General features: G+C 54.7%; 33 protein-coding genes and 1 pseudogene. 23 read left to right on the top strand and 11 right to left on the bottom strand.

The window, feature by feature from the left end:
• From AB1500_07930 to AB1500_07960, 7 genes are all read left to right on the top strand, one after another.
• Positions 1-691, top strand: a 691-nt coding sequence (locus AB1500_07930; protein ID MEW6183090.1) for a transposase, incomplete at its 5' end; no start/stop codon positions are given.
• A gap of 190 nt (positions 692-881) precedes the next feature.
• A complete protein-coding gene (locus AB1500_07935) occupies positions 882-1,115 on the top strand; it encodes a hypothetical protein (protein MEW6183091.1) in 234 nt (77 codons plus the stop codon).
• 24 nt (positions 1,116-1,139) lie between these two features.
• Entirely contained in the window at positions 1,140-1,925 is a 786-nt protein-coding gene (locus AB1500_07940) for a transposase (protein MEW6183092.1), read from the top strand.
• 91 nt (positions 1,926-2,016) lie between these two features.
• Positions 2,017-2,415 (top strand): hypothetical protein, encoded by a 399-nt coding sequence (locus AB1500_07945; protein MEW6183093.1) that lies wholly within the window; start codon positions 2,017-2,019, stop codon positions 2,413-2,415.
• A gap of 319 nt (positions 2,416-2,734) precedes the next feature.
• On the top strand, positions 2,735-3,061 hold the full coding sequence (locus AB1500_07950) for a hypothetical protein (protein MEW6183094.1): 327 nt from the start codon (positions 2,735-2,737) through the stop codon (positions 3,059-3,061).
• Positions 3,061-3,372, top strand: coding sequence for a hypothetical protein (locus AB1500_07955; protein MEW6183095.1), 312 nt, complete (start codon positions 3,061-3,063; stop codon positions 3,370-3,372). The genes AB1500_07950 and AB1500_07955 overlap by 1 nt, the downstream gene beginning before the upstream one ends.
• Before the next feature lie 16 nt (positions 3,373-3,388).
• Positions 3,389-3,616, top strand: coding sequence for a hypothetical protein (locus AB1500_07960; protein MEW6183096.1), 228 nt, complete (start codon positions 3,389-3,391; stop codon positions 3,614-3,616).
• A 399-nt stretch (positions 3,617-4,015) separates the two neighbouring features.
• Here the strand turns inward: AB1500_07960 and AB1500_07965 are convergent, their stop codons facing one another.
• The 8 genes from AB1500_07965 to AB1500_08000 form a co-directional block, all read right to left on the bottom strand.
• Complete coding sequence (locus AB1500_07965; protein ID MEW6183097.1) at positions 4,016-4,603, bottom strand: TetR/AcrR family transcriptional regulator; 588 nt, start codon at positions 4,601-4,603, stop codon at positions 4,016-4,018.
• Positions 4,604-4,638: 35 nt separating this feature from the next.
• A complete protein-coding gene (locus AB1500_07970) occupies positions 4,639-5,748 on the bottom strand; it encodes an ABC transporter permease (protein MEW6183098.1) in 1,110 nt (369 codons plus the stop codon).
• A 28-nt stretch (positions 5,749-5,776) separates the two neighbouring features.
• Positions 5,777-6,694, bottom strand: a complete 918-nt coding sequence (locus AB1500_07975) for an ABC transporter ATP-binding protein (protein MEW6183099.1) — start codon at positions 6,692-6,694, stop codon at positions 5,777-5,779.
• Entirely contained in the window at positions 6,694-7,602 is a 909-nt protein-coding gene (locus AB1500_07980) for an ABC transporter ATP-binding protein (protein ID MEW6183100.1), read from the bottom strand. Before AB1500_07980 ends, AB1500_07975 begins: the two co-directional genes overlap by 1 nt.
• A gap of 16 nt (positions 7,603-7,618) precedes the next feature.
• Positions 7,619-8,635, bottom strand: coding sequence for an HlyD family efflux transporter periplasmic adaptor subunit (locus tag AB1500_07985; protein ID MEW6183101.1), 1,017 nt, complete (start codon positions 8,633-8,635; stop codon positions 7,619-7,621).
• A gap of 428 nt (positions 8,636-9,063) precedes the next feature.
• A complete protein-coding gene (locus AB1500_07990) occupies positions 9,064-9,435 on the bottom strand; it encodes a type II toxin-antitoxin system VapC family toxin (GenBank protein ID MEW6183102.1) in 372 nt (123 codons plus the stop codon).
• Positions 9,432-9,641 (bottom strand): AbrB/MazE/SpoVT family DNA-binding domain-containing protein, encoded by a 210-nt coding sequence (locus AB1500_07995; GenBank protein ID MEW6183103.1) that lies wholly within the window; start codon positions 9,639-9,641, stop codon positions 9,432-9,434. The genes AB1500_07990 and AB1500_07995 overlap by 4 nt, the downstream gene beginning before the upstream one ends.
• A 62-nt stretch (positions 9,642-9,703) precedes the next feature.
• Positions 9,704-9,871 carry an AbrB/MazE/SpoVT family DNA-binding domain-containing protein gene (locus AB1500_08000; protein MEW6183104.1) on the bottom strand — a complete coding sequence of 56 codons (168 nt, stop codon included), beginning with the start codon at positions 9,869-9,871 and terminating at the stop codon, positions 9,704-9,706.
• Positions 9,872-10,058: 187 nt separating this feature from the next.
• On the opposite strand from AB1500_08000, the gene AB1500_08005 reads away from it, so the two are divergent.
• The 3 genes from AB1500_08005 (at position 10,059) to AB1500_08015 (ending at position 12,711) form a co-directional block, all read left to right on the top strand.
• Positions 10,059-11,264: an MFS transporter gene (locus tag AB1500_08005; GenBank protein MEW6183105.1), complete on the top strand. Its 1,206-nt coding sequence runs from the start codon at positions 10,059-10,061 to the stop codon at positions 11,262-11,264.
• A 22-nt stretch (positions 11,265-11,286) separates the two neighbouring features.
• Positions 11,287-11,928, top strand: a complete 642-nt coding sequence (locus AB1500_08010; GenBank protein MEW6183106.1) for a thermonuclease family protein — start codon at positions 11,287-11,289, stop codon at positions 11,926-11,928.
• 180 nt (positions 11,929-12,108) lie between these two features.
• On the top strand, positions 12,109-12,711 hold the full coding sequence (locus AB1500_08015; protein MEW6183107.1) for a peroxiredoxin: 603 nt from the start codon (positions 12,109-12,111) through the stop codon (positions 12,709-12,711).
• A 92-nt stretch (positions 12,712-12,803) separates the two neighbouring features.
• On the opposite strand, the pseudogene AB1500_08020 reads toward AB1500_08015, so the two are convergent.
• The 3 genes and pseudogenes from AB1500_08020 to AB1500_08030 all read right to left on the bottom strand — a co-directional run bounded on the left by AB1500_08020 (position 12,804) and on the right by AB1500_08030 (position 14,640).
• Positions 12,804-12,947 (bottom strand): annotated as a pseudogene (locus AB1500_08020) (pyridoxamine 5'-phosphate oxidase family protein).
• Between the two features lie 149 nt (positions 12,948-13,096).
• Positions 13,097-14,011: a CoB--CoM heterodisulfide reductase iron-sulfur subunit B family protein gene (locus AB1500_08025; GenBank protein MEW6183108.1), complete on the bottom strand. Its 915-nt coding sequence runs from the start codon at positions 14,009-14,011 to the stop codon at positions 13,097-13,099.
• Positions 14,012-14,091: 80 nt separating this feature from the next.
• Positions 14,092-14,640, bottom strand: coding sequence for a 4Fe-4S dicluster domain-containing protein (locus AB1500_08030; protein MEW6183109.1), 549 nt, complete (start codon positions 14,638-14,640; stop codon positions 14,092-14,094).
• 446 nt (positions 14,641-15,086) lie between these two features.
• On the opposite strand from AB1500_08030, the gene rpmG reads away from it, so the two are divergent.
• From rpmG to AB1500_08095, 13 genes are all read left to right on the top strand, one after another.
• Complete coding sequence (gene rpmG, locus AB1500_08035; protein MEW6183110.1) at positions 15,087-15,236, top strand: 50S ribosomal protein L33; 150 nt, start codon at positions 15,087-15,089, stop codon at positions 15,234-15,236.
• Positions 15,237-15,256: 20 nt separating this feature from the next.
• Positions 15,257-15,688 (top strand): preprotein translocase subunit SecE, encoded by a 432-nt coding sequence (gene secE / locus AB1500_08040; GenBank protein MEW6183111.1) that lies wholly within the window; start codon positions 15,257-15,259, stop codon positions 15,686-15,688.
• Between the two features lie 82 nt (positions 15,689-15,770).
• On the top strand, positions 15,771-16,298 hold the full coding sequence (nusG, locus tag AB1500_08045) for a transcription termination/antitermination protein NusG (protein MEW6183112.1): 528 nt from the start codon (positions 15,771-15,773) through the stop codon (positions 16,296-16,298).
• A 15-nt stretch (positions 16,299-16,313) separates the two neighbouring features.
• A complete protein-coding gene (rplK, locus tag AB1500_08050) occupies positions 16,314-16,742 on the top strand; it encodes a 50S ribosomal protein L11 (protein ID MEW6183113.1) in 429 nt (142 codons plus the stop codon).
• Positions 16,743-16,800: 58 nt separating this feature from the next.
• Complete coding sequence (gene rplA, locus AB1500_08055; GenBank protein MEW6183114.1) at positions 16,801-17,496, top strand: 50S ribosomal protein L1; 696 nt, start codon at positions 16,801-16,803, stop codon at positions 17,494-17,496.
• A gap of 384 nt (positions 17,497-17,880) precedes the next feature.
• Complete coding sequence (gene rplJ / locus AB1500_08060) at positions 17,881-18,414, top strand: 50S ribosomal protein L10 (GenBank protein MEW6183115.1); 534 nt, start codon at positions 17,881-17,883, stop codon at positions 18,412-18,414.
• Between the two features lie 40 nt (positions 18,415-18,454).
• Complete coding sequence (rplL, locus tag AB1500_08065; GenBank protein ID MEW6183116.1) at positions 18,455-18,835, top strand: 50S ribosomal protein L7/L12; 381 nt, start codon at positions 18,455-18,457, stop codon at positions 18,833-18,835.
• A 247-nt stretch (positions 18,836-19,082) separates the two neighbouring features.
• The gene (rpmE, locus tag AB1500_08070; GenBank protein MEW6183117.1) at positions 19,083-19,280 is read left to right on the top strand and encodes a 50S ribosomal protein L31; all 198 of its coding nucleotides are present in this window, start codon (positions 19,083-19,085) and stop codon (positions 19,278-19,280) included.
• A 361-nt stretch (positions 19,281-19,641) separates the two neighbouring features.
• On the top strand, positions 19,642-20,538 hold the full coding sequence (locus AB1500_08075) for a DUF1385 domain-containing protein (protein ID MEW6183118.1): 897 nt from the start codon (positions 19,642-19,644) through the stop codon (positions 20,536-20,538).
• Entirely contained in the window at positions 20,519-21,586 is a 1,068-nt protein-coding gene (prfA, locus tag AB1500_08080; GenBank protein MEW6183119.1) for a peptide chain release factor 1, read from the top strand. Before AB1500_08075 ends, prfA begins: the two co-directional genes overlap by 20 nt.
• A gap of 23 nt (positions 21,587-21,609) precedes the next feature.
• A complete protein-coding gene (prmC, locus tag AB1500_08085) occupies positions 21,610-22,458 on the top strand; it encodes a peptide chain release factor N(5)-glutamine methyltransferase (GenBank protein ID MEW6183120.1) in 849 nt (282 codons plus the stop codon).
• Positions 22,459-22,555: 97 nt separating this feature from the next.
• Positions 22,556-23,572, top strand: a complete 1,017-nt coding sequence (locus tag AB1500_08090; GenBank protein MEW6183121.1) for an L-threonylcarbamoyladenylate synthase — start codon at positions 22,556-22,558, stop codon at positions 23,570-23,572.
• Positions 23,569-24,111: a manganese efflux pump MntP family protein gene (locus AB1500_08095; protein MEW6183122.1), complete on the top strand. Its 543-nt coding sequence runs from the start codon at positions 23,569-23,571 to the stop codon at positions 24,109-24,111. Before AB1500_08090 ends, AB1500_08095 begins: the two co-directional genes overlap by 4 nt.
• Positions 24,112-24,123: the final 12 nt, after the last annotated feature.

Raw genomic sequence — 24,123 nt, forward strand, 5'->3', positions numbered from 1 at the left:
AGTACGCTTCTACAGCCTCAATGTGCTTGATTATGCGACGCATCGCGTGGCCGTGAACGTAACTGAGAGTAAGCGCGACGACGTTCTGGCCCAATCGCTCATGGTAAGTTGGCAACGCCTCGGTATGCCCAGGTACGTGCAGCTTGATAACCAGCAGGCCTTGCGTGGTGCAAATCGTTATCCTAGAAGCTTCGGTCTGGTGATCAGGTGTTGCCTTAACTTAGGCATAACACCGGTATTTATCCCGGTTTCCGAACCGTGGCGCAATCCAGAGATCGAGAAGTTTAACGACGTGTGGGATAAGACCTTCTTTCGTACCCAGCGCTTCGAGAGTTTGGCGGCGCTTCGTGCCGAGACCATAAGCTTTGAGGCCTTTCACAATCAACATTATCGTTATAGCGTTCTGTCGGGTAAAACCCCGGACGAATCGCTGCAGGCTTCGGGCTGTAGTCTTCGACTCCTGCACGAAACCTTTGTACCGAAGGAGCCACCAACTTCCGGGATGGTCAAGCTGATCCGCTTCATCAGGAGCGATGTGATGCTCGACATCTTTACTGAGCGCTTTCGCCTTGATAGAAGTGTCGTGTATGAATACGTGACCGCAACTATATATGTCAAAGAACAAGTTCTTATCGTTGACTGCCAGGGCCACGAGGTCACGGTTATCGACTACAAACTACCCTGGATGTAAACGATGTGCTGCTACAACTTTGTAGCACTCGAATGTAAACGATGTGCTGCTACTTATCAAATACATTTTAGGAAGATTTAGCTGGACCCATCACGCTTTAAGCATTATTAAAAATCGATTTCGCGGACTGTTTCCTCAGGTTACGCCTTAACGGGATGTCAAGGAGGGCATTATGAACGGCGGTATATACTTGATTGACACCAACGGACAGCTCATTGAGATGAGGGAGCAGGACTATGACTCGGAATCATTGTTGCAAGAAATGCTTGCTCAGTACCCCAACCTCCTCGCCGGCGACCAGATTGACGCCGTTTCCCCAAGAAGGTGGCTTTTAGTCTCAAGGGAAGCAAGTATCCCGATGGAAGAGGACGGTGACGGGGATGTCATGGGGACGGTTCTGTTGACAACAGTCAGCGGACTATGATAATATCTTGGCCGAGGTGGTAAAATGCCAAGACATGCCAGGGTGTTATCCAAAACACAAACCTATCACATTATGCTGCGGGGAAACAACCGGAAGGATGTTTTTATCGATGATGAAGATAAGGCCAGAATCGTTGCCGTTATTTCGGAGAAACAGGGCGCTGACCGTTTTACGGTCTACGCGTATTGCGTGATGGACAATCACCTGCACTTAGTTCTCAGGGAGGGAAAGGATCTTTTATCAAAGACCTTAAAACGTATCGGGACCAGTTACGCCTACTATTTCAATAAGAAATACAAACGGGTAGGCCATGTATTCCAAGACCGGTACCGGAGCGAAAGCGTTGAGGACGACGCCTATTTACTCGGGGTTATCCGGTACGTTCATTTAAATCCGGAGAAAGCAGGCATAGGCAGCGCGGAGACCTACCCATGGAGCAGTTACCATGAATACTTCAAGGAAAACGCAAGCCTGGTCGCGGCAGACGAGATATTGAGTATGTTCTCCGATAATAGAGAAAAAGCCGTTGACGATTTTAAGAAGTTTCATCAAGAAGAGCCGGGGGGACTCTTCCTCGATATCAAGGACAAAAAACGAATTACCGAGGAGAACGTGCAGTTGTTTATAGGTAAATACCTAAAAAAACGCAAGTTGGAAATAAAGGATTTGAAACTGCACGAGAATAAGACTTACCGGGATGAACTAATAGAATTGCTGCGCAAAGAATTTGACCTGTCATTGAGGCGTATAGCGGATGTGCTGGGAATAAACCGTGAGGTTGTTCGCAGGGCGGTTTTAAAACGGCTTTAGCGTTGTCAGAGGAACCGTCCCCCTGACATTCCCCTGACATTACTAACAGGACAAGCAAGGGTATGCTTCTTTGTGGAAAGGCACCGTGATTATGATGACGCCTGAAACGTTCGTAAGGGCCAATTTGGAGAGAATCACCGGGTTGTTGCAGATCTACGGCCAGTGGTTCGGGAGGCCGTACGACAACATTCACCGCGCGGCTGAAGTCAAATGGGAGAATGACGTGCTTGCAATCCGTTTTAGCGACGGGGAAGAATTGCAGGTGTGGAATCCCTCGCCGCCGTTGATTAGAGGCCGCGACTTCCTCATCGAGAAGGCCGTCCGCGTCAGATGGTCCTGGAACTTGTACGGTCTGGAAAGAACGCCCGACAACCGCCGTTATTATGATTACGTTGTTGAGAAAGAATCCGTGCGGGTGAGCACGGATTATGATTATCATCAGTCCACTCAAGCCGATAAGAGCCAGCCGGCCGTTGTACTGCACGGGTAAAGCATTTCCCATTCCCCTTTTTCCTGTCTCTGTAATAGTAAAGCCCTTTATCTGCGGAGTATGTAAACACTTTACCGGCAAGATTCTAACATTAATTGGATGCCGTTCTTTATATTATTGTCTTGCCTAAAAATTAAAGAGGCGATTGAAAGATACCGATATACTTTACGGGGATCGGGGTATTTCGATAACCATGTTATAAAAAAGAGGACTCATTCCGTGAAATACCCTGTTATGGAAAGGGGGGGCTAGAAATATAACAATCAAACATATTTTCTGAACGTAAAAATTTAATTCCTTAGAGTAAGGAGGAAGTTGAGTGGATCTTTTAAACTATAAGGAAAGTTTTCTTAACCCGCTTTTAAAGGAACTGGTAGCCCTAATCTACCTCTGTGCGACCTTAGTTTTTCTGGTGGCCAGAACTAGGTTAGGCGGCGAACTCCAGAAAATCACGGGATTACTAGCAACAACCAGTTTATTTGGTACACTCGCGCTGGCCTTCCGATGGAGAGGGGATAAGCTGGTCGCCTGGAAGTGGGGCGAAAGCTTATTATTCCTGCTGTTCGCTATAGTAGCATTAATCATAGCAATTAGAGTCTCTACACGGCTGAAGGAAGCTACAAGAATCTTCAGGGGGGGTATCTAATGTTCAATTACGATATCAGTTTCTTCAACCCTTTACTTAAGATCATCATTGCCGCATGTTTCTTTATAGCAACTCTTATGTTTTATAAAGCCAAGGGCGATTTCGGCGGTCAGGTCGGCAAATTTGTCAATTTGGTCTCCATAGGGGTGCTCTTGTCCGCATTGGGCGCATTCTTCAGGTATTTCGGGCATGGAACACAGTTTGGTTTTAACGAAGCTTTCTCGCTGAAATGGTTCGAAAGCTTATCATACACAATCGGATCAATTCTGATCCTGCTTGCAGGCATAAAACTTCTGAAGTTCGGAAAGTAGAAAGGAGTGCGGTTCTATGGCAAGCTCAATGGCCCAGCAAATTGAAGCAATTCTGGCACCCGCAATAGGCCCGACAATAGCCAAAGGAGCAATTATATTCTTATGTAATAGACTAGGCATCAAACCTGATCAGATCGATGCGCAGAACTTGCCAAAGATCGCTGAAGATCTCAAAATCGCTCTTAAAATGTTCGGAGGAGAGAAAATGGCAGCAAGTCTAGCCGATAAAATAAGGAGATTGTAGTAAGCAACTCAGTAAAAAGAGGGCTGGCTACTTTAGAGCCAGTCCCTTTTTCTCTATTCCCGGCATGGAGATAACTTTAGGTGAAAGTTCCGAACGGGAGTTGACAGCGCCCACCGTTAGCTTAAGGTCTGATGGATAACCATGTACACCTGGTTGTCGGCGAAGGCGACAATATAATAACCAAGGTAATGCAAGGAATAAACACAAGCTATGCTTACTATGAGTGTCATGGGGATGGCAGACCGTGTGATAAATCAATCAGCTAACCCGCTGTAGTAGTCCCCATTCCTGTCTAGACGTCAAAACAAGTCCCTTTGAATAATGGTAACAGTAAAACCGGTGCCTATGTCAGGACCGGTTCTCTTCTTTCCCTCAGTCTCCTGTCCCTTGTCACGCCTCTTACTCTGCAGCGCGGCTTGGGCGGTCGTCAATGATGCCGGACATGAAAAGCCCGATCAGTTGTTTAACCGTATCTTCAAAGGACAGGTTGTTGCTCAATATAAATTCGGGATTCACCACCGCCTGTACGGAAGCCAAGAAAGCCGCCCCCACGATCCTGGGGTCTATTTCCCGCAGACCTTTTCCCTCGTATTTTCCCGCCAGCAACTCTACGACATTCCGCTGGATCTTTTCCGCCCGGAAACGCTCAATCTTCTTCCACAACTCCGGGTAGTGACGCCTGAGGTCATCCAGTACCAGCGGGTTCAACATGGAGCGGCCGTGTTGAACGACCAGACTGATCACCCCGGAGAATATATCGGCCGGTCTTTCAGAGGAACTGATTGTCTGTTCGATTTTACCGGTCATTTGATTCATGAATCTTTCCAACAGGACTTCCACGATCTCGTCCTTGCTCCGAAAGTGACGGTAAATGGTCCTTTTGCTTACTCCTGCATGGGCGGCCAACTCGTCCACGGTAACCCGGTAAAAACCCCTGGTGCGGGACAGTTCCGCCAGGGCCGTGATAATCTGTTCCTTCTTATTCAAAAACGTAACACCACCTTGTTGAACGCGGTGAATACTCACGCAATCCTCTTCTTAAATTTCAATATACTCAGGGTCAGCAGCACCAGCGAGAATACCAGCAGCGAGGCGACCTGCCCCACCAGGTAGGGAAATCCAATGCCTTTCAGCACTATGCCCCTGATTATATCCAGATAGTAAGTCAGGGGAATAAGGTTGCCGAGATAGTATATGATTTGCGGCATGGCGTCCCGGGGGAACAGGAACCCGGAAAGCATTATGCTGGGCAGAAAGACAAAGAAGGACATCTGGAATGCCTGCATCTGGGTTTTGGCGACGTTGGAAATCAGGATCCCCAGCCCCAGTGAGGCGGTGATAAAAAACAGGGTCAGCAGGTACAACTCCAGCAAGCTTCCCCGGATGGGCACGTGAAACACGATTACCCCCACCAGCAGCGCCACGGTGATTTGCAGGTATCCCAGGGCTATATAAGGCAGGATCTTGCCGATCATCAGCTCGTAGGGTCTGACCGGGGTTACGATGAGCTGTTCCAGGGTACCCCTTTCCCGCTCCCGCACGATGCCCATGGAAGTCATCATTACCATGGTCATGGTGACGATGATCCCTAAAATGGCCGGCACCATGTAATAAGCGGTGATGCCGTCCGGGTTGTACCACGGCCGTACCCTGACGTCATAAGGAGGACCGGCGATGGCTTTCTTTTGGGCCAGGATCTCCTGGGACTTGATTAAACCGATGGAGTTGGCGACGGCTATGGCCTGGTTGGCCACCATGTTGTCGCTGGCGTCCACAATTACCTGCACCTGGGCGGGGGCGCCCCGTTTGATACTGCGCGCGAAGTCAGGCGGGAATACGATCCCCACCTTGGCCTTCCCGCTGTCGATGGTCCCGTTCACTTCGTCGTAGCTTCCCGCTGCGGACGTGATGTCAAAGTACCCCGAGGCGCTGAAGGAATTCAGCAAATCCCGGCTTTCGGGTGAAAGCGACTGGTCGAAGACCACCGTAGGAATATGCCTCACCTCGGTCTGAATGGCGTACCCGAAAAGCAACAACTGCACCAGCGGAAGCATGAAGACTAACCCCAGGGTCATCCGGTCCCGGCGCATTTGAAGGAATTCCTTGTAAAGGATGGCCAGTATCCTGCTCATCAACCCGCACCTTCCTTTTTGAGTCGAGTCACGAATCCGCCGCCGACTTCCGCCGGGCGAGAGCGATGAATACGTCCTCCAGCGAGGGTGTGACGGGCCGGGGTTCGGCCCCGGTGAATTCCATCAGTGACGGCCGGCGGGATTCGCTTTCCAGCAGCACGTGCAGCAGCGGCCCGTGCACGGTGCACTCTTGAACATAGGGCAGTCTTTCGATGTCGTTAATCCGGTCCATGGCATCGGAAAGTTCCAGTTCCACCAGGTGCCCGCCGATAACGTTTTTCTTCAGGTTGTCGGGAGTATCCACGCCCATCAGCCGTCCTGAAGAAATAAAGGCTATCTTGTCACAGTACTCGGCCTCGTCCATGAAATGGGTGGTCACCATCACCGTGGTACCCGCGGCGGCCATCCGCTGGATAATGTTGAAAAACATCCGCCGGCTGGTGGGACTGACCCCGCTGGTGGGTTCGTCCAAGAATACGATGGCGGGCCGGGAAATAATGGCGCACCCCAGGGCCAGCCGTTGCTTCCACCCGCCGCTGAGGTTGGCCGCCAGCTCGTGCTCGCGTCCGGTCAGCCCGGCCATGGCCGTCATTTCCCGCACCCGGTCTTTGCACTCCCGGCGCGGCACGCTGTAGAGGCCGGCGTAAAAATTCAGGTTTTCTTCCACGGTCAGGTCCTCGTAGAGGCTGAACTTCTGGGACATGTAGCCGATCCTTTTTTTTATTTCCTCGGTTTCCCGCACCAGGTCGTGTCCCAGCACGGTCCCCGTACCGGAGGTGGGCTCAAGGATGCCGCACAGCATCCGGATCGCGGTGGACTTACCGGCGCCGTTGGGTCCGATAAAACCGTATATTTCCCCCGGCCTGATATTCAACGTTAACCGGTCCACGGCGATAAAACTGCCGAAAGCCCTTGTCAGTTCACTGGCAGTCACCGCGTACTCCATCAGACCACCTCCTTTTCAGCAAGGGAGATGAAGACGTCTTCCATGGTGGGGGGTATTTCCCGGATGATCGCGCCGGGGGCGTTTTTGTCGGCCAGGCGGCGCTCCACGGCCTGCCGGCCGGCCGCCACGTCATCCACCACCACGCGGTACTTATCCCCATAAAAGGAGTAGTCCAGCGTTTCGGCCAGGCCGCGGAACATTTCCGGGTCCCGGACATCCACCCGCACTTCCAGCACGCGGGACCGGAAGCTTTTTTTCAGGCCGGCAGGCGAGTCCACCGCCGTCACCCGGCCCCGGTCCATAAAGGCCACCACGCCGCACAGTTCCGCCTCGTCCATGTAGGGGGTGGAAACCAGGATGGTCATACCCTCCCGGTTCAGGCGGTACAGGATCTTCCAGAATTCCTTGCGGAACTCGGGGTCCACGCCGTAAGTGGGCTCATCCAGCACCAGGAGGGCCGGCCTGGTCACCAAGGAGCAGGTAAGCGCCAGCTTTTGTCTCATCCCACCGGACAGGTTGTCGGCAAACCGGTTCTTGAAATCAATCAGGCCGGTCAGTGCCAGTATTTCATCCGCCCTACGGGCGATTGTTTGCCGGTCCAGGCAGTACATGGAGCCGAAGAAGTTGATGTTCTCCATCACTGTCAGGTCTCCGTAAAGGCTGAACCGCTGGGGCATGTAACCCAGGTTTTCCCGGGCCCGCTCCAATTTGCCCGGCGTCTCGCCCATCAGCCTGACCTCCCCGGCGTCGGGGACCACAAGCCCGCACACCATGCGCATCAGGGTGGTCTTGCCCGCGCCGTCGGGACCCACCAGACCGAAAATATCCTGTTTTCCCACGTGGATATTCACTTCGTTAACCGCCTGGACGGCGCCGAAGGACTTAGTGAGCTTTACCGCCTTAATCATGATACTCCCCCGACTGTCAGTTAAATACTACGTCTGCGGGCATGCCGGGTTTCAGCACGCCGTCGGCGTCTTCAACCCTGATCTTGACGCCGAACACAATATTGGCGCGCTCCTGCTTGGTCTGAATGGTCTTGGGGGTGAATTCCCCTTTGGAGGCGATTTCCTCCACTTTGCCGGAGAAAATCCTGGTTTCGCCGCTTACGGTGAAGGTGACCCGCTGCTCCAGCCTGATGTGCGGCAAGTCATCGGTGGGTATATATACCTTGATCCACATATCGGAGAGGTCGGCAACGGTTATCACCGGCGCGCCCGGGGTGACGTACTCGCCTTCTTCGTAATTATGGGACAGCACTTTGCCGTCAAGGGGCGAGGTGATTTTCAGATCATCCAACATTGCCTCGGTGGCCTTTAAAACCGCCTTGCTGCGCTCAACCTCGACCCGCGCGGCGTTAATCTGCTGGGGCCGGTTGCCGGACTCCAACAGGTTCAGCCTGGCCCGGGCCGCCTCGACCTGGTTCTCGGCCAGCTTCAGTCTGTTGGCCGCGTTTTCCAGCATGTTGGCCGCCTTTTCGTACTCGGACTGGGGTATGGCCTCCGCCTCATAAAGGGACTCCAGCCGCGCATAATCGGTGGCAGCCTGTTCATAATCGGCGGAAGCCTGTTCACAATTCACTCCGGCCGTGTCGAGCGCCAGGGCGGCCTCTTGAATCTCCGGGTCCCGGGCCCCGGACTGCAGGTCGGCCAGAGCGGCCTCGGCTTTTAACACGGCCAGGGCGTCCCGCTCCCGCTGAGCCGCCAGGTCGTTACGGGAAAGCTCCGCCACCAGTTGCCCCCTGGACACGGTGTCGCCGGCCTTAACGGTAACGGATTTCAAGGTCCCCTGAATTTTGGCGCTCAGGTCCACCGTGACGGCCTCGACGGTACCGGTGGCTTCAATGGCCGAAGTGTCCCGGTCCAGGTAGTTAAGGTAGCCCCAGTATCCCCCCGCGGTGAGCAGTAAAACCACCAGCACCATGGCAACCCGCTTTTTCATGTCCATTCCCTTTCTCTCACGAGAGAAGATTATCAAATCAATTAATTAAAAGATATTTACTACAGGAACTTGGAAATACACAGGTAAACTAATGCACCAATTTGGTTTACCTAGTGACATAATAGCACCGCCGGACGATACCGGCAATACCGTTTTTTTCACCGCTGCAAGAAAAGAGCCGACTCTTGCGTCAGCCCCGTTTTTAGCCGGAACTATCATAAGGCGGTTCATCTGACAACAGACCGGCAGTTAGAATTCCCGCGGACGCTGACGGGTGTCCCGGCGCTCAACTTGCCGGCCTGGATATGTTTTTGTGCAAATATTGCATATCTACTAACGGTATAAAGCAGCATAAAACTCTAATTGAGTACCGGGGGAGGGACGCCTACGCTGACACGGTTCAACCGGGGATATATGCTAAATGCCGCTTAAGTACCAGTAAAGATGGTTCCCGGCAATTCTTTAAAGTGATGATCGCTGGTAACCACCTTGCAGCCGCATTCCAGACCGGTAGCGTAAACAATCGCGTCGGCCATAGGTAGATCCCACCGAAGAGATACATCGGCGGCAACAAGCGCCAAGCGGTCGTCAAAAGGAACGAGCTTTGTCTGCTGCATTTGGGCGGCGATAAAAAGGGCTTTTTCTTTACCTTCTTCCCGTGAAATCTTTTTGGTTGCTTCATAAATGACGATGGAAGGTGTGACGATCTCCTCCCGCTGGGAAAAATAGGGTGTGTATTCCTCTGCAAGCGGACCGTCGGCAAGAAACTCGAGCCATCCGCACGAGTCTACGAGAATCAAAACCGTTCCTCCTCGTCCCGCGCCACATCTGTGCTCATCCCGCGCAGGCAGCCGCGCATTTCGGCAAGACGGACGCTCGGAACCAATTTGATGCTCCCGTTTTTGATTATAAGGTGCAGGCGCTGCCCTTTCTTGATCCCAAGAGACTTCCGCACCGCAGCCGGAATAACGATTTGGTACTTACTGGAGACAACCACATCCGACATCAAACTAAACCTCCTCTTACCATAATACTGTCGTTAATATAAATGTAAATTAAAAGGGCGATTCAGTCCATAAACCTTCTATAAGTGCGCCCCGGCCGAAGCAAAATGCCCTCTTCGCGCGGTTCAGCCACAAGAAAAGAACCTTCATCCAGATTATAAGCCCGGCGTAGTGAAGCGGGAATAACCACCGTCCCGCGTTTGCCTATACGGATGGTTTCGGTGCTCGCCATATAAATCACCTCTGAATATCAGAAATCCCTTCTTCATGCCAACAAGCCTTGCCCTCAAAAGCCGATCGGCTAAATTCCCGGAACCTGCATGAAAAGCGGACGACGGTAAGGAGTAATAGTTATTTCCGGGTTACAGGATTTATAATAAGTAAAGTTTTATTTGGAAGGAGAAGGTGTTCCAAATTTGATGAACAAAAAAATACTCGCCCTCCTGGGCGCGGGCCATGCCGTCACCGACGTCAACCAGGGGGCGCTGTCGATGATGCTGGCGTTTCTGCAGCCTGTACTGAGCTTGAATCAGATGCAGGTAGGCCTGGCGATGCTCGCCTTTAATCTAAGCTCTTCGGTCATCCAACCCTTATTCGGAATGTTCAGCGACCGCTTCCGGGCCGCCTGGCTGATCCCTCTGGGCTGCCTGCTGGCAGGGTTGGGCATGGCTTTTACCGGTTTTAGCCCAAATTACCCGTTCCTGCTGATTGCGGCGTTAATCAGCGGGCTGGGTGTGGCGGCCTTCCACCCCGAAGGCTCGAAATACACCCGTTTTGCCAGCGGTCCGCGCAAGGCCTCGGGCATGTCCGTCTTTTCCGTGGGGGGGAATTTCGGCTTTGCGGCAGGTCCCATACTGGCCACCCTTTTCTTCGGGTGGAAAGGCCTGGCCGGTTCTGCGGGATTTTTTGCCCTGAACGGGATAATGGCGCTTACGCTTCTGTTTTTCCTTCCCGCCGTCAAGTCCGCCGGCGCCGGCTCCGCCTCGCCGGCTCCGGCAACCGGAGCGGTCCGGGATGCAGGAAAAAACCCCGGGATGAGCAAAGTAAGGTTGATTGCCGCTGTTGTCCTTTTGGTGCTGGTTATTATCATGCGGACCTGGGTCCACTTCGGCATGGTCACTTTCTTACCCCAGTACTATGTGCATTACCTTCACCATAGCGAGCGGTATGCCGCCTTCCTCACCTCTTTGTTCCTGCTGGCGGGCGCGTTCGGCACCATTACCGGGGGGCCTGCGGCTGACCGCTGGGGCCTGAAAACCGTGCTCGTTACTTCCATGGCCCTGATGGTTCCGTTTTTGTATCTGTTTACCCACTCAAGCGGGATTTGGACGGTACTGATAGTGGCACTGTCCGGTTTTGCCGTAATATCAACTTTTGCCGTGACCATAGTTTTCGGCCAGGAGCTGCTGCCCAACAATGTCGGACTGGCCTCCGGCCTGATGATGGGCTTCGGCGTCGGCGCGGGCGGGGCGGGGGCGGCTCTTCTGGGCTGGGTTGCCGACCACTGGGGGCTTCCGTCCATATTTCACGTAATGATTGTTTTTCCGGCAATCGGCCTCTTTCTGGCGCTCTTTCTGCCGGGCCGGCCCGCCGCGGTGATGAATCGTTCAAGGCCGGCCGGATAAGAGATTTGTTGTAAGAGAGGCAATGATGAAACAGCGCTTTCTTTTTGCAGTCATCGTAAGTATTTTTGTCCTATGCGGCTGCGGCACAAGGAATGAAACGACGGACAGGCCATCAAACACCCCGCAAGACGGGCCGGCCGCACAGCACTCCACGGCGAAGCGGCCTGATTCGCGGAATGCCGGACAGCAGGCTGAACTGCCGGCAACACTGGTTGAGGGTATCGTGACCAGGGTGGTTGACGGCGATACGTCGTACATCAGAATAGCAGGCGGCCTTGTGAAAAAGGTTCGGTTTACCGGGATCGATACCCCGGAGACAGGGCATCCGAAGACGGAGGAACCATACGGGAAAGAAGCGGCAGAATACACCCGTTCACGGATATTGGACCGGCGGGTCTGGCTGGAAGTTGACGTTCAGGAAAGGGACAGATACGGGCGGCTGCTTGCGTACGTTTGGCTGATCCCGCCGGCTGAAATCAGCGACGCAGAAATCCGCAACCACCTGCTAAACGCCGACTTGCTGCTGAACGGGTACGCGCAAATGCTTACAATGCCGCCGAACGTTAAGTACGTCACTTATTTTAGGCGCTGTCAGACCGAGGCGCGCGAAAAGAAGCGCGGCTTGCACGGGATGGACGGGCAGGCCTCCAAACGGGATAATTGAAACGCCGCCGCGGCCACGAAAAACCGGGGGCCGCCGATTCTCGTTCCCCGGTCAGTAGCGGATATAGTACGGGTGGATAAGGAAGGAGAGAGTGAAGGGGACAAGAAAGACGCATCCTACGCACCTAAGCTCCTGTCCCTACATAAGATGGGATAAAATGGCTATAGGGAAGTGTGGAGCGTGTCCGAAATTCTATCGGGAACCTGTCTGGTCCGGGAGCCGATACCGCTGGACCAGCCGGCCGCCGATTTCACGGCGGAGGCATATTTCCGGGGAGAAAGAGCGCGCATAAAGCTGTCAGCCCTGCGTGACAAGTGGGTGGTGCTGTTCTTTTACACGGCGGACTTTACCTTTGTTTGACCGACGGAACTGGCAGCCGTGGCTGTCCGGTACGACAAATTCAAGAAACTCGGCGCCGAAGTGCTGGGTATCAGCACCGACAGTGTTTACTCCCACAAGATATTTGCGCGAACTTCACCCTCGGCGAAGAAGGTGCGGTATCCCCTGCTTTCCGACCAGACCGGCGCTGTCTCGCGATGCTACGGTGCATATAATCCGGTAACAGGCACCGCGAGCCGCACCACGGTGATTATTTCCCCCAAAGAACAACTGGTGAAGTACTTCTGCAAGTATCCCGGTACGGTAGGAAGAAACGCGGATGAATTAATCCGCATTCTTGAGGCCCTTCAATTCACGGCGTCCACGGGGCTCGGCGCGCCCGCGGGCTGGCAGCCGGGTGATCCGGGCATTCCCAGGGATTGGGCTTTGGTGGGGCAAATATGATCTTCGCTTAACGACTCAACTCTCGCAGTAAAACAAGCGGCGCAAAAACACCCTCATCATACTCAATGTACGTCTTGGGTTCGAAGTTGGTGGCGGACCTGCAGTCCCTTCCGGAAGTTGTTAAAGCAGGGTTCCACGTTCGGATTGCTAGACAACTGCCTGTGCAGGTCCTTGAACTTTCCGGTGTGAAAGATTATCCCGTTCTCGTCGGCCCTGTACAGCAGAAGAACCCTGACGGGATTCCACGGTCCTTTCTTCGAACTGAAGGCGGCGGTTTTCGTCGTATGAATATAATGAAAGAATAGGCCGGTGTGCGGTGTGCTGTCCGTTTCAGGGGTCGATTCCGCGAAGTCATTCGGTTCCTGCGTTAAGAGGTTCTGCGCCGCTATCTTCGGGCGGTGTAAAGCCGTTTGTTCCCGTACAGTCTGTCGACGACCGCGTCCACGTCAGTCCGCGACAAGCTCGTGGTGAGCTTCGCGTCCGCGCCCAGACAAACCGCCAGGAGCTGCATGTAATGGAGCACCGGTATCTCAAAGTAGATCCGGCCCTTCTTCTGGAGGAAGTCCTGCGCCGTATCCAGCTGAATCAGGCAGGAACTGCAGCCGGTGACGATCAGGTCGGGATTGATCTCTTCCTTCATTGAGATCAGCTTTCGTTCCACGAGCCTGAAGGATTTCTCCATGTCCGTGTTGCGCATGGCCCCCATACCGCAGCAGTCGAGCATCTGCTTGTAATTCGGGGCCGTTGCTCCCATCGCTTCGCATAGTTCGCGAAGGACCCTGGGGTGGAAAGCGTTCTCTTCCTGGTCGTGAAAGACCACTTCGGGCCACAGAGAAAGGCAGCCGGGCTGGATTGCGACCACGAGCCCGTCAAGCCTGTGTTTCAGCAGGCTCTTAACTTTCTCGGGGCCGATTTCCTTGTGGATATAACGCACCGCGTGTCTTATCCGGCTTGTTCCCTTGTATTCCTTGCCGATCTCCTTGAGAAGCTCGTTCACCCGGGCCTTGATCCTGGGCTGTGTTTTCATTTTATGCGCGGTCCTGGCCAGACTGCCGTGACAGGTGCTGCACACGGTAATCATATCGACGCCTTTTTCTTCCGCGATGCAATAGTTCCTGGCCCCGAGGGCGCACCAGCCGACCAGGTCTATGGAGGGCATCGTGCCCCAGGTGGGACAGCAGGACTGTCCCTCAAGGTCGTCGAGTTCCACGCCTAACACCGGGAACGTGTACCGCACCGCTTTTTCGAGGTCGGGCCGGTTGAAAGCCGTATTGCAGCCTATGAAGAAACCTACTTTCATTTACGCACCTTCTAAGAGAGTGTTGTAAAACAAATAAATCAATAGAAATATCACCTATCAGCTTTCAGTGCGACGGCATCCTAAACCGTGTCTCCCATGGGTATAATCCCGAGGTTGATCAGCACCGTTTTACGCATTATGGCACGCACTTCCTGAAGCGATTCCGGGTTCGTAAGGGTTGACGGCGGTTTTTCGGGTAATCCGAGATTCTTCCTCGGGTTGCCGGCTTCCGACAGATAAACCGCATGTCCAAAGTCGTAAAGCGACTTAATCCCTTCAAGGGCCATGGCCGGCAGCGCGTATTCCTGCACGGCGGCCCGGCGTACGGCAAGAATTATTTCGAAGGGGTCGACATCCCTGGGGCATAACTGGGTACACCGGTTGCATGCCTGGCATGCCCAGATGGAAACGTCGCTCAGCAGCTTCTCCTTGGTGCCCAGAAGAATCGCCTGGATGACCCGTTTGTTGAAAAAGGGGAAACCCGCCAGGACAAGCGGGCAGGCAGCAGCACACTTAGCGCACTGGTTGCACTGAAAAATGCCGTCAGCGCCCAAGTTCTTGATTTCATTTGTAAACCGGAGACCTTCCGCCGATATTTCTATTTCTGTTCTTTCTTGGTCCTCAAACATTCTGCGCCACCTTCCGGTTCCTTAGCATACAACAACGTCTGCTGCCCCGATTGCTAATCTGCCCGGGAACCGGCCGTACGGTCGCTGATACCTTCTTTAACAATTAAGCCGGCCCAAAAAGGTGCAGGATGAATCCTGTGGAAAACAGGATCATGGCAGCGGCGCCGAAGTCCAAGTCACAAGTCTCACGGCGCATGTTTGGGATACTGCCAAATCATATTAAACTTCGATACGATGTACCATAATTCCTGCTTGTTCGTAGGTTCGGAATAATTTACCTGGATGTGTCAATGATTATTAATGTACAACCGCTAACCGGCCTTATCGAAGTCCGGCGGCGGGCAGGAAAGAAAAGAGTTGACAGCGGCCGGCGCTTGTGCTAAATTACTTAGGGCGTAATGTATGAAGCGCGTCTTTTTTTTACCTTAATAGAGGCGGTGTTTGAGGTGCGTATCGTTATTCAGCTTGCTTGTACGCAGTGTAAAAGACGGAATTATGCTACGAGCAAGAACAAAAAGAACGACCCGGGCAGAATTGAGTTTAAGAAATACTGCCGGTGGTGTGGGACACATACCCTGCACAAGGAGACAAAATAGATTGAGCAAGGGGCGGGATTATGGCCGTCATTAAATCCAAGAAAGAGAAAAAGGGCCGTACCCAGGCGGAAAAACCAGCACCCACGCAGAAGGGGAAAAAGGTTAAGACGATAAAAGGTTCTCCATCCGAGGATACGCCAAAGGGAGCGGTGGTCGAGGAGATCCGGCGGGGGACCCTTAAGCGTGATGTCGCCAAAAAAGACGTTGCTAAAAAAGACGTTGTTAAAAAAGAAGCGGCTAAGAAAAGTCTGGATCCGGGTAGGCTTATAAGGACCGTCAGGCAGTTCTTTGCCGGGACGTGGCAGGAAATGAAGAAGGTACACTGGCCGACCCGGCGTATGGTTGCCATTTATACCGCTGTGGTACTAGTGGTTGTGGCTATTGTAATGGTAATTATCTGGATTGCGGATTCCATCTTCAGCCGGGTCCTGCAATTCATCATTAAATCATGAAGCTGAAGCGGTTTGATTATTGACGGGAGCGATAAGTTTTAAGGAGGTGAGGGAGGGGCAAGCCTCCCTGCCGTGATTGAGTATGAGTAAACAGTGGTATGTAATACATACCTATTCCGGTTACGAAAATAAGGTGAAAGCCAACCTGGAAAAGAGAATCGCTTCCATGAACATGGGGGATAAGATTTTTCGCATTGTTGTGCCGGAAGAAGACGAGGTTGAGATAAAGGACGGAAAGAAAAAGATACTCAAGCGTAAGATATACCCCGGCTACGTCCTTGTCGAGATGATTATGGGGGACGAATCATGGTACGTCGTGCGTAATACTCCCGGCGTAACAGGTTTTGTGGGCAGCGGCAACAAGCCGGTGCCGTTGACCGAGCCCGAAGCGGAACAGATACTCAAACAGGCTGAAGGTGATATCCCGAGGATAAGGATTGACCTGACACCCGGAGAGAAGATCCGGGTTACGTCGGGGCCGTTCCAGAACTTTATCGGGGTATTGGAGGAGATAAATACCGAGAAGGCCAAACTGAAGGTGTCGGTTTCGATGTTTGGCCGCGAAACGCCTATAGAACTGGATTATTCGCAAGTGGAAAAGATAGTGTAGAAGGGGGTGTGCTGATTGGCAAAAAAGGTTCAGGCGATAGTCAAACTCCAGGTTCCCGCCGGTAAGGCGACGCCGGCGCCGCCGGTCGGCCCTGCTTTGGGCCAGCATGGAGTTAACATAATGGCTTTCGTGAAGGAGTACAACGAGCGGACGGCCGCTCAGGCCGGTTTGATAATCCCGGTGGAGATCACCGTTTATGAGGACCGCTCTTTCAGTTTTGTCTGTAAGACCCCGCCGGCGGCGGTGCTCTTGAAGAAAGCGGCCGGAATTGAGACCGCTTCCGGGGAGCCCAACACCAAGAAGGTCGGTAAGGTGCCGCGGTCCAAGGTGAAGGAGATCGCCGAACTGAAGATGCCCGACCTTAACGCGGCGTCTTTAGAAGCGGCTATGCGTATGGTTGAGGGCACAGCCCGCAGCATGGGTATAGAAGTAGTCGAAGGCTGATTACGGATGTGGGAGGAGCTTGGAACTTGCTCCGCTATGACCACAAGGAGGTATTTAAGTGCCGAAAAGCGGAAAGAAGTATACAGACGCGCTGAAAAAGGTGGACAGAACCGTACTTTACGGTGCGCCCGAAGCCATGGAGCTTGTCAAGCAGACGGCGACCGCCAAGTTTGACGAAACGGTGGAAGCCGCGATAAGGCTGGGTGTTGATCCCCGTCATGCCGACCAGCAGGTCCGCGGCGCGGTCGTGCTGCCGCATGGAACCGGGAAGACGCGCCGGGTGGTGGTCTTCGCCCGCGGGGAGAAGGTCAAGGAGGCCGAGGCCGCCGGAGCGGACGTTGTCGGCGCGGAGGACCTGATTGCGCGCGTGCAGGGCGGATGGTTTGACTTTGACGTTGCCATAGCCACTCCCGATGTGATGGGCATGGTCGGTAAGGTGGGCCGTATACTAGGTCCGCGGGGGCTGATGCCGAACCCCAAGACGGGGACGGTTACCTTTGACATCGCACGGGCTGTGGCCGAGGTAAAGGCGGGTAAGATCGAATACCGGGTAGATAAAGCGGGCATTATACACGCCCCGATCGGCAAGGTTTCTTTCGAAGCGGATAAGCTCGTCGAGAATTTGCGGGTTCTGGTTGAGGCCTTGGTCCGGGCGAAGCCTGCGGCGGCCAAAGGCCAATACCTGAAGGGGGCTACCGTTTCGTCAACGATGGGCCCCGGGGTAAAGGTTAACCTTTCGAAAGTCGTGTCCTAAAAGAAGTAATCAGGAAAAACACCGCCTCAAGCGGTCAAAGCGATTAACGGAATCGGGATGTTTTTGGAGCCAACGAAGTTTTTCGAGTCTGACCTCCTGCATCCTGCTTCTGAAAGCTGTAGACAGTTGGTGTCGCCGACTTAAAAGCATCAATATGCTGCCAACCGAGGCCTGAATGAGAAACAACGGGGTCTTTATGTCTACAGGCCTCGTTTTTATTTTCGGCTGATTTAAAAGTTTGAAGGCCGTTAGAAACGAGCATAGCGCGAAAGCCGGGGTGGGGATGGGGTGGAGCGTACCGGTCGGGTATGTGAGCACCCAGACCCAACTCGCTGCCAAAACTATGTGAAGTTTGCCAACGGGCTTCCCGAGAAGGGGGGTGGTATGGACGTGCTAACGCGCCAACGCAAAGAAGAAATGGTGGAAGAACTCACCGGAATGTTGAAGACGGCTAAAACCGTATTCATTGCCGACTACAAAGGTATCACCGTCGCAAGGGTAAGCGATCTGCGCAACCGGCTGCGGGCGGTCAACAGCACAATCAGGGTGGCGAAAAACACCCTTGTGAAGATTGCGGCGAAAAACGCCGGTATCGAAGGGATGGACCAGTTCCTTGAAGGACCGGTAGCCCTTGCCGTGGTTTACGGCGAACCTGCCGTATCCGCCAAGATATTGTCGGGCTTTATCCGGGAATTCAAGATTCTTGAGATAAAGGGTGGTATTCTCGAAGGCAAGGTGTTATCCGGGGATGATGTTAAGACGCTTGCGGAACTGCCGCCTTATGAGGTGCTGGTGGCGAAAGTGGTCGGCGGCCTGAAGTCGCCGCTTTACGGGCTGGTGAACGTAATGAACGGCCCGCTGCGCAACCTGGTCTACGTTTTGGAGGCGGTTCGGGAAAAGCAGGCGAAAGCCTCATAGGTTTAATATTTAATAATTAATAATTCAGGAGGAAACAGAAGTGGCTAAGATAGCAGAAATTATGGATTCGATAAAGGGCCTTACGGTGGTGGAACTGGCTGAACTGGTTAAGGCGCTCGAGGAAGAGTTCGGGGTAACCGCGGCGGCCCCCATGGCCGTGGCCGCTCCGGCGGCTGCCGCAGCGCCCGCGGCGGCGCAGGAAGAAGAACAGACGGAGTTTGACGTAATCCTGGCTGCGGTGGGAGACAAGAAGATCAACGTCATTAAGGTTGTGCGCGAGATTACAGGTCTTGGACTTAAGGAAGCGAAGGATCTCGTTGATAATGCGCCGAAACCGGTTAAGGAAAAGGTCAACAAAGAAGAGGCGGAGGCCGTGAAAGCCAAGCTGACTGATGCCGGCGCGACAGTAGAGGTAAAGTAACCGCTTCCCGTAACGCAATAAAAGCCTCTCCTTCCTTCCGGGACGGACGGGGCTTTTATTTAGGGACGATGAAGAGTTACTTCCCCTGCCGGGCCGGAAGTCCGGCGTATGACCTTGACCGCGGTGACCTGCGGCTGATGTTGTTATATCGTTGCAGGGAGGTTTACCCTGTGCTATAATAGCATCGGTTTTTTGTTCACGGGAGATTATTTTACTGTTTAACCTGTTCTAGGAGGTGTCAAAAAAAATGAAGAAGGATATTCACCCGAAGTATGGTCCGGCGCGTGTGGTCTGCGCCTGCGGCAATACCTTCGAGGCAGGCTCTACCAAGCAGGAATTACGCGTGGAGGTCTGTTCCAAGTGCCACCCCTTTTATACCGGGCGGCAGTTTGTTGCGGAACGGGGAGGCCGCGTGGAGCGTTTCCGTAAAAAATACGGGATGTAGCCATACCATACAAACATTACCGGAACGTTTCAAGACCACTGAAACAGAGGCTCGAAGACCGGATGAGGTATCGTTTGGCTCGGAAGTGTTTTTGCAGGATATAAATAAGGTGGGAAGTTGGTTCCTGAACGGCGTCCGGGTACGGGCTGTCGTCGGTTCCGAGTTCTCACCTCTGATTTATAAGCCGCGCGGCTCCAGACGTGAATCAACCGTATCTTTGTCGGAAATACAAGAACGGAGCCACAAGTAACAGGATTCCCAGCAGGTCCGACCCGTGAAGTCCAATATCGGACGTCGTTGCCTGGAGGGAGCTGTTTTGCAGCGGCCTTCCATACCGCGTTCAGAAAGCTCGGGGGGTAAAGTGAAAAAAGATGAAGTAGTGTACGGCGGGCAAGCGGTCATCGAAGGCGTGATGATGCGCGGTCCCCGGTCCTGGGCGGTGGCCGTACGCCGTCCGGATGAATCCATTGTGGTGAAGCGGGAACCGTTGAAGGGCTTGAGCGCCCACCGAATATGGCGCCGTCCTTTTATCCGGGGGGTAATGGTGCTTTATGATGCGCTGGTGATAGGAATCCAGGCCCTGACGTATTCCGCGGAACAAGCTGTGGGAGGCGAGGAGGAGCATCCGGTTGGCCGCTGGGAGATCGCGGCCACACTGTTTTTAGGCCTCGGTCTGGGGGTAGTTCTATTTGTGATTATACCCACAGGACTTGCGCACCTCGTGAGAGATCAGGTGCCTTCAAGCCTGGGGCAGAACATTATTGAAGGAGTCATACGACTTTCGGTTTTTCTGCTGTATATCCTGCTGGTCGGTTTGATTCCGGATATACGGCGTGTTTACGCTTATCACGGCGCCGAGCACCGGGTGGTCAACGCCTGCGAAGCCGGAGCCGACCTAACGCCGTCCGGCGTGCGCCGGTTTTCGGTCTTGCATCCGCGCTGCGGCACGAGTTTCTTGTTGGTGGTGCTGGTACTCAGCATTTTTGTCTTTTCGCTCCTGGGAAAGCAGGTCTTGTGGTGGCGTATAGTATCCCGCATTATCCTGCTGCCGTTAATCGCAGCGGTCAGTTACGAGATGAACAGATTCGGCGCGTGCAGGATGCATAATCCGTTAGTCAAAGCGATGATTACGCCGGGTTTGTGGCTCCAGCGGATGACCACGCGTGAGCCGGACGATTCCCAGGTGGAAGTGGCGCTGGCCGCGCTGGAAGCGGTGCGGGTGAAAGAAGGAGAGCATAATGTTCGAGAAACTGGCTAAACTCGAGGAGCGTTACGAGGAGCTCACAAGCATTATCGCCGATCCCGAGGTGGTGTCCGATTATTCCCGCTGGCGGGAATACGTTAAAGCAAGGGCGGAAGTCGAATCGGTCGTAACGGTCTACCGGTATTATAAGAACGTTGTCCGGGAGATTGAGGACGCGGAAACCATGCTCCGGGAAGAAAAAGACCTTGAACTCCGGGAACTGGCCGAGGAGGAGCTGGAGGCGCTGAAAGAAAAGAAGGAGAACCTTACCCGGCAGTTGGAGGTTCTTCTCCTGCCGAAGGACCCCAACGACGAGAAGAACGTTATTATTGAGATCCGGGCCGGTACGGGGGGCGAAGAGGCCGCCCTATTCGGGGCTGACCTTTTGCGGATGTATCTGAAATACGCGGAAAGGCTCGGATGGCGGGCGGAAATCCTGAGCTCCAGCCTGACGGACCTCGGCGGCGCAAAAGAAGCCATTGTCCTTATCGAGGGGCGCGGAGCTTACAGTCAGTTAAAATTTGAAAGCGGGGTCCACCGGGTGCAGCGCGTTCCCGATACCGAGGCGAGCGGGCGGATTCATACCTCGGCGGCAACGGTTGCCGTCCTGCCCGAAGCGGAAGAGGTGGATGTGGATATAGATCCCAAGGACCTTCGGGTTGATGTCTTCTGTTCGACCGGCCCAGGCGGTCAGTCGGTGAACACCACCCAGTCGGCGGTCCGGGTTACGCACGTTCCGACCGGCATTGTGGTAAGCTGCCAGGACGAGAAATCGCAGCACAAAAACCGTGATAAGGCGATGAAGGTGCTTCGGGCGCGGCTGCTGGACCGGATGCAGCAGGAACAGCAGGAAGCGATTGCGCAGGAGCGGCGGACGCAGGTGGGGACCGGCGACCGCAGCGAGCGCATCCGTACATACAACTTCCCCCAAAACCGGGTCAGCGACCACCGTGTCAACCTGACGTTGTACCGGCTCGAACAGGTGATGGCGGGAGATTTGAGCGAGTTCATAACCGCGCTTGTTACATATCACCAGGCCGAGCGTTTGCGCCGGATGGGGTAAGGCATTTTTGCGGGGACGGGTTGATGCAGTTACAGGAAATGCTGAAAAAAGGGACCGCAGAGCTTATAACGGCCGGTATCGAATCCCCGCGCCTCGACGCCGAGGTGCTTCTGGCGGCGGCTCTTCGCTGCGAAAAAACGTTGTTTTATCGGGAACCGGGCCACCGCGTCACTCGGGAAGAGGCGGTGGCTTTTACGTCGTTTGTCCGGAGGCGGGCCGCGCATGAACCGATCGCTTATATCACCGGTGAGAAGGAGTTCATGGGATTAACCTTCAACGTATCCGCGGCGGTCCTGATCCCGAGGCCCGAAACCGAAATCATGGTGGAAACGGCCTGCACCCTGCTTCAGGGAATTGAATCGCCCGTATCGGTCGATGTGGGTACCGGGAGCGGCGCCGTGGCGGTCAGCCTTGCCGTTCTGGTGCCGGGTACGCTTGTCCTGGCGTCTGATATCGGGCCGGGGGTTGAGGCGGTGGCTAAGGGCAACGCCGCGCGGCACGGGGTGGCCGACAGGGTAGCCTTTTACCGGGGCGACTTGTTGGCGCCGTTTCTGGCCGGAGCGTATTCTTTTGACCTGGTCACGGCCAACCTCCCGTATGTTCCCGCCGGGGAATTGGCGGGACTGCCGGAGGAGGTGCGGCATGAACCGAGGTCCGCTCTTGACGGGGGCTCCGACGGATTAGACCTGTACCGCCGGCTGGTTCCCCAGGCGGAGAAGCTTGTGAAGCCCGGCGGTTACCTCCTGATGGAAATCGGCCCCGGGCAGGGGAAGGCGGCGCTTGAACTCTTGAATTCCGCGGCGTGGGAAGCGGTCATTAAACCGGACCTGGCCGGACGGGAACGTCTGGTGGTGGCGCGGCGCAGGGTTTGACCCGCGGAATTTCATGCTTCCGGGAGGCAAAACTGTCCTGGGTTATTAAGACGCTGTGATATACTACATTGAAAAAAGGTGACGGTTTTAAAGCGTTATGCCTGAAACAACTGTCTGGCGGGTTGACGGCAGCCGCCCCGATAACGTGGTGCTCTCCAAGGCCGGGGCATTGATCGCCCGGGGCCGACTGGTGGCCTTTCCTACGGAAACGGTATACGGGATAGGGGTGAACGCCCTCGACGAGGCCGCGGTCCGGGCTCTTTTCGCCGCAAAAGGACGGCCGGCTGATAACCCGTTAATCCTTCATCTGGCCGCGCCGGAGGATGTGACCGCATACGTCGGGGAGGTTACGGCGCTTGCTGCGGGGCTTATGGAAGCCTTTTGGCCCGGACCGCTTACGCTGGTCTTCAGGGGGGCGGGAAGATTGCCCCGGATGGTGACCGGGGGGCTTGAAACGATTGCCGTGCGCGTTCCGGCACACCCGGTGGCCCTGGGCATCATCCGTGCGGCGGGTGTTCCCGTGGTCGCGCCGAGCGCCAACGCTTCCGGTAGACCGAGCCCCACCACCGCGGCGCATGTAATGGCGGACATGGCCGGAAAGATCGATGCGGTGGTCGACGGTGGTCCCACGTTTGTCGGAATTGAATCGACGATCCTGGATGTGTCGGGGGACGTCCCCAAGATATTGAGGCACGGGGCGGTCAGCGTCGGGGAAATCGCGGCCGTTTGCGGCATGTCCCTGCAGGAGGAATTCCTGCGCAAGGAACAGAAGCCGACCTCTCTGTCACGCGCCCGGCTTATTCTGGTGGAAGGAACGCCGGGAAGCGTTACGGATGCAATTGTGCGCCTCCACGCTTCTTTTACGGCGGATGGGAATGATGTCGCCGTCCTGGCCCGGGAAGAACGCGTCGGGCTTTACCCGGGTGTGGTTGCGGCGTGCGGTTCTTCAACCGACAGCCGGTCGGTGGCTGCGGCCCTTTACGCGGCGCTCAGGCAGCTGGAAAACGCAGACGTCATCCTGGTCGAAGGGGTTGCGGGGGAAATGGGGGCGGCGGTCCGGCAGCGGCTGCATGAGTTCGCGTCGCAGGTGGTCCGGGCGGAGGGCGGGTCATGAGTTTCTTCACGGTGATACTGCTCGCGGCAGCCCTGGGGATAGACGCTTTTTCCGTCTGTCTGGGGATCGGGCTTGCAGGGATAAGCCGAAGACGCGGGTATTTATTGATAGCCACCATTGCGGCTTTTCACGTTGTAATGCCGCTTATCGGATGGTGGGTGGGTGAGGCGCTGGGAGAATACCTCGGGCGCCTGGCGGGAATGATTGGAGCAGCCTTGCTTTTCTTCCTTGGCGGAAGGATGATTTACACCGCGGTGCGTAGCGGCGCCCAGCGTAGGGCGCGTGCACTACGCCCGGGGATACCGGGCCTTGTCGCTGTCGGTGTCAGTGTCAGCATGGACGCCTTGAGCGTTGGTTTCACCCTGGGTGTTTACCGTTTTGAGCCCTTTACCGTTGTAGGAACGATCGGGATAGTCGCCGGGTTGATGACCGCGCTGGGGTTAGGTCTCGGACGGGTAATTTCCGTCCTCGTGGGCCGGCGTGCGCAGTTTGCGGGCGGCCTCATTCTATTCGGCGTCGGGTTTAGCCTGTTACGTTGAGCCGGCACTTAG

This window comes from Bacillota bacterium (assembly GCA_040755295.1).
GTDB lineage: Bacteria > Bacillota > Desulfotomaculia > Desulfotomaculales > Ammonificaceae > SURF-55.

What these genes read in the sequence shown, in the direction of transcription:
- AB1500_07940 (MEW6183092.1), top strand. Translation starts at nt 1,140, where the DNA reads ATGCCAAGACATGCCAGGGTGTTATCCAAAACACAAACCTATCACATT.
- AB1500_07945 (MEW6183093.1), top strand. Translation starts at nt 2,017, where the DNA reads ATGATGACGCCTGAAACGTTCGTAAGGGCCAATTTGGAGAGAATCACC.
- AB1500_07955 (MEW6183095.1), top strand. Translation starts at nt 3,061, where the DNA reads ATGTTCAATTACGATATCAGTTTCTTCAACCCTTTACTTAAGATCATC.
- AB1500_07960 (MEW6183096.1), top strand. Translation starts at nt 3,389, where the DNA reads ATGGCAAGCTCAATGGCCCAGCAAATTGAAGCAATTCTGGCACCCGCA.
- AB1500_07970 (MEW6183098.1), bottom strand. Translation starts at nt 5,748, where the DNA reads ATGAGCAGGATACTGGCCATCCTTTACAAGGAATTCCTTCAAATGCGC.
- AB1500_07975 (MEW6183099.1), bottom strand. Translation starts at nt 6,694, where the DNA reads ATGGAGTACGCGGTGACTGCCAGTGAACTGACAAGGGCTTTCGGCAGT.
- AB1500_07980 (MEW6183100.1), bottom strand. Translation starts at nt 7,602, where the DNA reads ATGATTAAGGCGGTAAAGCTCACTAAGTCCTTCGGCGCCGTCCAGGCG.
- AB1500_07985 (MEW6183101.1), bottom strand. Translation starts at nt 8,635, where the DNA reads ATGAAAAAGCGGGTTGCCATGGTGCTGGTGGTTTTACTGCTCACCGCG.
- AB1500_07995 (MEW6183103.1), bottom strand. Translation starts at nt 9,641, where the DNA reads ATGTCGGATGTGGTTGTCTCCAGTAAGTACCAAATCGTTATTCCGGCT.
- AB1500_08000 (MEW6183104.1), bottom strand. Translation starts at nt 9,871, where the DNA reads ATGGCGAGCACCGAAACCATCCGTATAGGCAAACGCGGGACGGTGGTT.
- AB1500_08005 (MEW6183105.1), top strand. Translation starts at nt 10,059, where the DNA reads ATGAACAAAAAAATACTCGCCCTCCTGGGCGCGGGCCATGCCGTCACC.
- AB1500_08010 (MEW6183106.1), top strand. Translation starts at nt 11,287, where the DNA reads ATGATGAAACAGCGCTTTCTTTTTGCAGTCATCGTAAGTATTTTTGTC.
- AB1500_08025 (MEW6183108.1), bottom strand. Translation starts at nt 14,011, where the DNA reads ATGAAAGTAGGTTTCTTCATAGGCTGCAATACGGCTTTCAACCGGCCC.
- AB1500_08030 (MEW6183109.1), bottom strand. Translation starts at nt 14,640, where the DNA reads ATGTTTGAGGACCAAGAAAGAACAGAAATAGAAATATCGGCGGAAGGT.
- secE (MEW6183111.1), top strand. Translation starts at nt 15,257, where the DNA reads ATGGCCGTCATTAAATCCAAGAAAGAGAAAAAGGGCCGTACCCAGGCG.
- nusG (MEW6183112.1), top strand. Translation starts at nt 15,771, where the DNA reads ATGAGTAAACAGTGGTATGTAATACATACCTATTCCGGTTACGAAAAT.
- rplJ (MEW6183115.1), top strand. Translation starts at nt 17,881, where the DNA reads ATGGACGTGCTAACGCGCCAACGCAAAGAAGAAATGGTGGAAGAACTC.
- rpmE (MEW6183117.1), top strand. Translation starts at nt 19,083, where the DNA reads ATGAAGAAGGATATTCACCCGAAGTATGGTCCGGCGCGTGTGGTCTGC.
- prfA (MEW6183119.1), top strand. Translation starts at nt 20,519, where the DNA reads ATGTTCGAGAAACTGGCTAAACTCGAGGAGCGTTACGAGGAGCTCACA.
- prmC (MEW6183120.1), top strand. Translation starts at nt 21,610, where the DNA reads ATGCAGTTACAGGAAATGCTGAAAAAAGGGACCGCAGAGCTTATAACG.
- AB1500_08090 (MEW6183121.1), top strand. Translation starts at nt 22,556, where the DNA reads ATGCCTGAAACAACTGTCTGGCGGGTTGACGGCAGCCGCCCCGATAAC.
- AB1500_08095 (MEW6183122.1), top strand. Translation starts at nt 23,569, where the DNA reads ATGAGTTTCTTCACGGTGATACTGCTCGCGGCAGCCCTGGGGATAGAC.